We start from the raw sequence: 6,718 nt of genomic DNA, 5'->3' as shown, positions 1-6,718 counted from the left end.
GCGCTGGCCAAGGGTTCCTGGCACGCGCACATGGGCTGGGTGTTCGACCGCGGCCTCACCAACAAGGAGCGCTTCGCCCCGGACCTGATGGCCGACAAGGACATCGTCAGGGTCAACAACCTGTTCGCGATCTGGACGACCGCGACGTTCCTGCTGCCCGCGGTGCTCGGCGGGCTGATCAGCTGGTCCTGGTGGGGCGCGCTGACCGCGTTCTTCTGGGCCGGCCTCGTGCGGGTCGCGATCCTGCACCACGTCACGTGGTCGACCAACTCGATCTGTCACATGATCGGCGACCGGCCGTTCGTGTCCCGCGACAAGGCCGCCAACGTGTGGCCGCTCGCGATCCTGTCCTTCGGCGAGTCCTGGCACAACCTGCACCACGCCGACCCGACGTGCGCGCGTCACGGCGTGAAGCGTGGCCAGATCGACACCTCGGCCCGGATGATCTGGCTGTTCGAGAAGTTCGGCTGGGTGCACAGTGTCCGGTGGCCGACGCCACAGCGTCTGGCGAAGATCTCGGCGGGTGCGGAAGCGTAAATAGACCGCCGACTGTCGGTCCGCCCCTCTAGGGTGAGGCGAATGGCGGCAAGGCGGCGAGAACGGGCACGTACGGCGCCTCCCCGGCGAGGGGAGGCGCCGGTGCCGCGTGTGCGGATGACGGGCGAGGAGCGGCGGCAGCAGCTACTGGACGTGGCGCGGTCGCTGTTCGCGGAGAAGGGTTTCGACGGGGCGTCCGTCGAGGAGATCGCCCACCGGGCGAGCGTGTCGAAGCCGGTGGTGTACGAGCACTTCGGTGGCAAGGAAGGCGTGTACGCGGTCGTCGTCGACCGGGAGATGCACTACCTGCTCAGCCAGATGACCTCCGCGCTCCACGAGGACGCGCATCCCCGGATGCTGCTGGAACGGGCGGCCGTGGCGTTGCTGGACTACGTCGAGGGGTCGGCGGACGGGTTCCGGATCCTCGTGCGTGCCTCGCCGGTCGCGTCGGCCACCGGCACGTTCTCCTCACTGCTCAACGACATCGCGTCGCAGGTGGAGAACATCCTCGGGGTGCAGTTCTCCTCGCGCGGGTACGACCCGAAGCTGGCCGCCCTGTACAGCCAGGCACTGGTGGGGATGGTCGCGCTGACCGGGCAGTGGTGGCTGGACGTGCGCAAGCCGCGCAAGGAGGAGGTGGCGGCGCACCTGGTGAACCTGTCGTGGAACGGACTGTCCCACCTGGAGAGCTCGCCCCGGCTGCTGGAGAAGCACTGACGGTCGCGAGCGTGCGGTCCCACAGTTCGGCCTCGTGTCGAGGTTGCCGAGGCGTCGATTCCCTGTAGTGCCAACAGGAACTCGGCAGTCGCACCAGCCTGTCGACGCCCGGCCCGCCGACGGGACGGACCGGTTCGTCGGCCCACTGTGGAAGCTGGCCCGTGACGAGCCGGGCAACCGTTGCGGCGTCTGGGTCCTGTGGGTCCGGCACACCGTCCATCGTCGCGGGCGGCGGCCACCCGATCAGCCCAGCGAGGCACGCAGCGCGTGCTTGTCCGGCTTGCCGCTGTCCGCGACCGGCACCTCGGTGAGATACGTGATCGTCTTCGGGACGGCGTCCAGGCCCAGCGCGTTCAGGACGGCGCCGCGGAGCGCGTCGTCGAACGGCACGCGGCCGCCCGTCGGAACCACGAACGCGTGCACCGCCTCGCCGGTCAGCTCGTCCGGCGCGCCGACGACGTAGGCCTGGTCGACGTCCGGCCGCGCGGTCAGCACCGCCTCGATCGGGCCCGCGTACTGGGGGAACGCGTTCACGATGATGACGTCGCGGGCCCGGCCGGTCAGGTGCACGAAGCCCCGTTCGTCCAGGTAGCCGAGGTCACGGGTGCGGATCCAGCCGTCGGTGAGGACCTCGGCGGTCTCCTTCTCGTCGTCCCAGTAGCCGTCGATCGCGTAGCGGGTGCGCACGTACAGTTCGCCGCCACGCACCGCGACGTCCACATGGGCGTGTGGGCGACCGACGGAGGAGAGGATCTCCGGGCCGTACTTCGCGATGTGCGCAGGCGTCAGCACGGTCAGGTTGCCGGCCTCGCTCTGGCCGTACGCCTGGTACATCACCGGGCCGAGCCGGTCGACGGCCTCCTGCAGGCGGTGCGGCGGCAGCGGGGAGCCCGCGACGATCATGCCCTTCAGCGACGAGGTGTCCACGTCGTCGGCGCGCAGCACGTCGAGGAAGTGGTACAGCCGCGGCACGTTCATGATGGTGCCGGTGATGCGGAGGCGCGGGATGGCCTGCGCCAGCGGCTGGTTCGGCTCCGGGATGACCGCGGTGCCGCCGTTGTGGAGCGCGAGCACGGCGTAGTCCTGCACGACCGCGGAGGCGAGCGTGCCGAACAGGAGGTAGCGGTCGCCGCAGCCGGCCAGGTCCCTGGTGTCCTCGTCCCACATGTGGGGCGCCCAGGACCAGTGGTCGGACATCGCCGCGTAGCTCTGCATGCAGCCCTTGGGGGTGCCGGTGCTGCCGCTCGTGTAGATGAGCCGGGCGACGTCGCCGGGGCGGCCGTCGGCGTGTTCGTCGAGCGGCGTGCCCGCGTCGAGCTCGCCGATGGTCAGCGTCCGGCCGTGGCTGGTCCGGCCGTCGGTGACCAGCGCGTCGACGCCGGTGGCCAGGATGTGCGCGAGCTGGCTCGGCGAGTACCCGGGGCGCACGCCGATGACCCGGCAGCCGAGGACGCTCGCGGCGAGGTACGCGGCGAACGCCTCCGGCGTGACACCGGTCAGCATGGCGACGCCGCTGGCGTGGCCGAGGCCGGCCGCCCGGAGCGCACCCGCCATGCGGCGGACGGTCGCCAGCAGTTCGCCAGCGGACACCCGCCGCTCGCCGTGCTCGATGACCGTGCGCCCCGGGTCGGCGGCGAAGGAGTCGAGCAACGGCTGCGGGAAGGTGCTCATGCGGCCTTTTACGCCGTGGCGCGCCGCTCGGTTCAGGCCGGGGTGACGCGCAGGAGCCTGTCGTCGTCGCCGTTGCTCGTGGTGATGTACAGCGCACCGTCCGGGCCGGTGCGAGCCGCTCGCAGCCGGCCGAACGTGGAGTCGAACTCCTGCGGCACGGCCACCGACTTCACGTCGCCCTGTTCGGACAGTGTCAGGAAGATGACCTTCGCGCCCTTGAGCGCGGTGATCACCAGCGTGCCGTCGAGCGTGCCCCACTGGTCACCGTCGAGGAACGTCGCCGCGCACACGGCCTCGGTGATGTCGCCGGTCTGCCACTTCGCCGGGACCGCGTCCGGGAAACGGTCGAGGTCGGTCATCGGGACACCCTCGTCGTAGCCGCCGACCGTGCCGCCCTGCGCCGGGTCCCAGCCGTAGTTCTTGCCCGCCTGGATGAGGTTGACCTCGTCGTTCTTGTCCGGGCCGTGCTCGGCGGTGAAGACCTGGTCGGATTCCGGCCGCAGCGCGACGCCCTGGATGTTGCGGTGACCGTAGGTGTAGACGTACCGCTCGTTCTTGTTCTTCGAGTCGATGAACGGGTTGTCCGGCAGCGGGTCGCCGGTCTTCAGGTCGAGCCGCAGCACCTTGCCGCCCAGCAGCGTGCGGTCCTGCGAGATGTTGCCGCGTGCGGTGTCGCCGGTGCCGACGAGCAGCGCGCCGTCGCGGGCGAGCGTCGGCCGGCAGCCGGAGTGGCGGCCGGACGGGTTCAGCGGCAGGCCGGTGAGCAGGTCCTTCACCCGGGTGGCGACCTTCTCGTCGTCGGACAGGCGCCAGGTGACGAGGCGGATGTCGGTCGGCTGGCCGTTGTTGGTGTGGGTCTGGCAGGTGGTGAACTGCCGGGACTGGGCGAAGTCGGGGTGCACGACCAGGCCGAGAAGGCCGCCCTCGCCCTGCACGAGCACGTCGGAGAGGTCGGCCTTGAGGCCGGTGACCGTGGCGCCGGGCGCGCTGCTCGACAGGAGCGCGAGCTTCGCGGGCCGCTGGGAGACCAGGACCTTGCCGCCGGGCAGGAAACCGATGTCCCAGCCGTGCGACAGGCCACCGGCGACCGTCTCGATCTTGAGCTGCGGCGTCTTCGTGCTGCTCGGCGCGGTCGGCTCGCTCGTGCCGGTGCCGGGGACCTGTCCGACGTCACGCTGTGCCGGCGACTCGGTGCAGGCGGTGAGCGTGGCGAGCGCGGCGACGACCGCGGCGAAACTCGTCCGGGTTCGCATGGGTCCAGAATGCCGGGACGCGCGTCGCACTGTTGTGTGGTGACCCGTCCAGGGAGGACTCGTGAGCGACAACTGGTGGACCGACTACTCGCAGAACAAGCGACTTTCGGGCCTTGAGCAGGACCTCGGCAACGTCAGTGCCGCGCTGTCACAGTCGCGGGCGTCACAGGCCCGGCTCAGGGCCGAGCTGTCGAAGGTCAGCGGCTCGATCGAGCAGCGGCTGGTCAGGCTGTCGGCGGCGTTCGACGCGTTCGTGGAGATCAGCGACCTGCGGGTGACGCTCGGGTTGTTCGACCGGCACGGGCGGGTCCGGCACCAGGCCAAGCAGTTGCTTCTCGGGCAGTCCATCGTGGACGTCGACGACGCCGAGGGCTACTGGCTCGCGCCGGCGCTGGTAGCGGTGCGCGGCGTGGCCGACGGCGCGGTCGACCCCGACGCGCTGGCTCTGGCCGTGGCCCGCGACCCGCTGCGCGCCAAGGCCTTCCACGTGCTGGCGGCGGCGGTGCTGGGCGGCCGGCTGCCGGTTCTCGACGACATCCTGACGTCGGTGACGGACCCGGTGCCGAACTACCAGCGCGCGGCGTGGCTGCTCGCCGCGGACGGCTTCTTCGGGCCGGTCGCGTGGGAGCGGTGCGCGACCCTGCTGAGCGCGGTGGCCGACGAGTCACTGGCGGACACGGTCCGCCAGCTGGCGGTGCCGACCACGGTCGTGGAGGTGCCCAAGGACCTCGACGGCGGCGGCGAGCTGGCGACGGCGTTGCAGGCGTGCGAGCGGCTGACGGCACTGCGTGCGTCGGTGACCTCGACACTGGATGCGTACAGCGGCGAACCGGCGGCCACCAAGGACCCACTGGTGCGCCGCTCGCTGGACCTGCTGATCGACGAGGGCAGCCCGGTGGAGCTGCCACTGCTGGCGCGCGAACGCGAGCTGCGGGCGACCATCGAGAACAGGAAGACCGCGTCGGCCACCTGGGACAGCCCGGCCGGGTCGGCGACTGATCTGCTGCGCGAGGACCTGATGTCGGCGGTGCCCGACCGCCGCGCGCTGGCGCTGCGCGCGAGTGCCGACGTGGTCATGTCGGTGGCGGAGAAGTACGCGGAGACCGCGCGCACGCCGGCGCCGGACGCGCTGGCGGTCCGCACGCGGTACGGCCAGGTGACGATCACCCCGACCGAGGCGGACCGGACGACCCTGGAGAAGGCGGTGGCGACGGTCGCACAGATGACGAAGGTCGAGTCCAGGCGTCGCCAGGCCGCGATCGGCGCGTTCGCCGTGGCCCTGGGCTTCGTCGTGCTGGCGGTCTTCGCCGGCTGGGGCTGGGCGATCGTGGCCGCGGCCGCCATCGGGATCGGGGTGTACCAGCAGGTGGTGGACGCGCGAGACCGGCGCAGTGCGGCGGAGACGACGAGTCAATTGCGGGAGACCCTGCGCAACGACGTCGCGAACCGGGTGGAGATGTTCGCGAAGACGAGGCGTGAGCTGCAGGACCGCCAGACGAGGGTGACCGAGGATATAGCGGCGCTGCGGGCGGTGCTGTCTACGGTGAATGCGTGACGCTGACCCTGGAGACAGCCGGCGCGGTGGCGGTCCTGACGATCGACCGCCCCGAGAAGCGCAACGCCATGAGCTTCGAGATGTGGTCGGCGCTCCCCTTGTTGTTGGAGAAGGTGGACGCCGACGAGTGGGTGCGGGCCCTGGTGATCCGCGGCACGGACCATTTCTCGGCGGGCGCGGACATCAGCGAGTTCACCAGCCTGCGGGCCGATCCCGCGGGCGCCCGCCGCTACAGCGCCGCGGTACACGCGGGCGAGCGCTCGATCGCCGAGCTGACCAAGCCAACCATCGCGGCCATCACCGGCGTATGCGTGGGCGGCGGCTGCGAGATAGCCCTGGCATGCGACATCCGAGTGGGCGCGGACGACGCCCGCTTCGGCATCACCCCGGCGAAGCTGGGCATCGTGTACCACGCGACGTCAACGAAGCGCCTGGTCGACGCGGTGGGCCCGGCGTGGGCAAGCCAGATCCTGTTCACGGCCGAGCTGGTGGATGCCCCGACGGCCCTACGGATAGGCCTGGTCAACGAACTGCATCCGGCCGCCGAGGTGGTCCAACGCGCACTGGCCCTGGCCGAGACGATGGCAAGCCGGTCCCAGGTGTCGCTCAGAGGCGCCAAGACAATCATCGCCCGAACCCGGGACGGCCACCCCACCGACGACGAGACGGTCCACGAGTTGTACGAGGCCTCGGTAACCAGCCCCGACTACGCGGAAGGCGTCCAGGCGTTCCTCGAGAAGCGCCCACCCCGCTTCTGACCCTCGGAGACCAAGGCAGACGCCACCAACCGGGCGCGGCTTTCGCCCGGCCTGGCTTCTTCCGGCCATCCTCATATCCTGCTCGATCCCGGCCCACCCGCCCGCCCGGCCCGCCCACCGCGCCACCCGGTCCGCCCCGCCTCATCCAGCCACCCCCACCCGGCACGGCCTTACCCGGCCCGGCCCGCCGCGCCCGGCCCGCCGCGCCACCCCGGCCTGCCCGGCCC

General features: G+C 71.2%; 6 protein-coding genes. 4 read left to right on the top strand and 2 right to left on the bottom strand.

Annotated features, from left to right (window positions below):
* The coding region (locus tag VET29_RS21770) for an acyl-CoA desaturase (RefSeq protein ID WP_324923359.1) at positions 1-537 on the top strand (537 nt) is incomplete at its 5' end.
* Between the two features lie 117 nt (positions 538-654).
* A complete protein-coding gene (locus VET29_RS21765) occupies positions 655-1,254 on the top strand; it encodes a TetR/AcrR family transcriptional regulator (protein ID WP_324923361.1) in 600 nt (199 codons plus the stop codon).
* Positions 1,255-1,497: 243 nt separating this feature from the next.
* Here VET29_RS21765 and VET29_RS21760 read toward each other — a convergent pair whose 3' ends face one another.
* On the bottom strand, positions 1,498-2,925 hold the full coding sequence (locus tag VET29_RS21760; RefSeq protein WP_324923357.1) for a class I adenylate-forming enzyme family protein: 1,428 nt from the start codon (positions 2,923-2,925) through the stop codon (positions 1,498-1,500).
* A 32-nt stretch (positions 2,926-2,957) separates the two neighbouring features.
* Positions 2,958-4,178 (bottom strand): PQQ-dependent sugar dehydrogenase, encoded by a 1,221-nt coding sequence (locus VET29_RS21755; protein ID WP_324923355.1) that lies wholly within the window; start codon positions 4,176-4,178, stop codon positions 2,958-2,960.
* A gap of 61 nt (positions 4,179-4,239) precedes the next feature.
* Here VET29_RS21755 and VET29_RS21750 point away from each other — a divergent pair, with 61 nt between their 5' ends.
* Complete coding sequence (locus VET29_RS21750; RefSeq protein ID WP_324923353.1) at positions 4,240-5,733, top strand: hypothetical protein; 1,494 nt, start codon at positions 4,240-4,242, stop codon at positions 5,731-5,733.
* Positions 5,730-6,491: an enoyl-CoA hydratase/isomerase family protein gene (locus tag VET29_RS21745; RefSeq protein ID WP_324923351.1), complete on the top strand. Its 762-nt coding sequence runs from the start codon at positions 5,730-5,732 to the stop codon at positions 6,489-6,491. Before VET29_RS21750 ends, VET29_RS21745 begins: the two co-directional genes overlap by 4 nt.
* Positions 6,492-6,718 lie beyond the last annotated feature (227 nt).

Origin of the sequence: Actinophytocola sp. (assembly GCF_035634895.1) — a bacterium.
Lineage (GTDB): Bacteria > Actinomycetota > Actinomycetes > Mycobacteriales > Pseudonocardiaceae > Actinophytocola.
The sequence above is the reverse complement of the archived record's forward strand: the minus strand, read 5'-3'. Positions and strand labels throughout refer to the sequence as shown.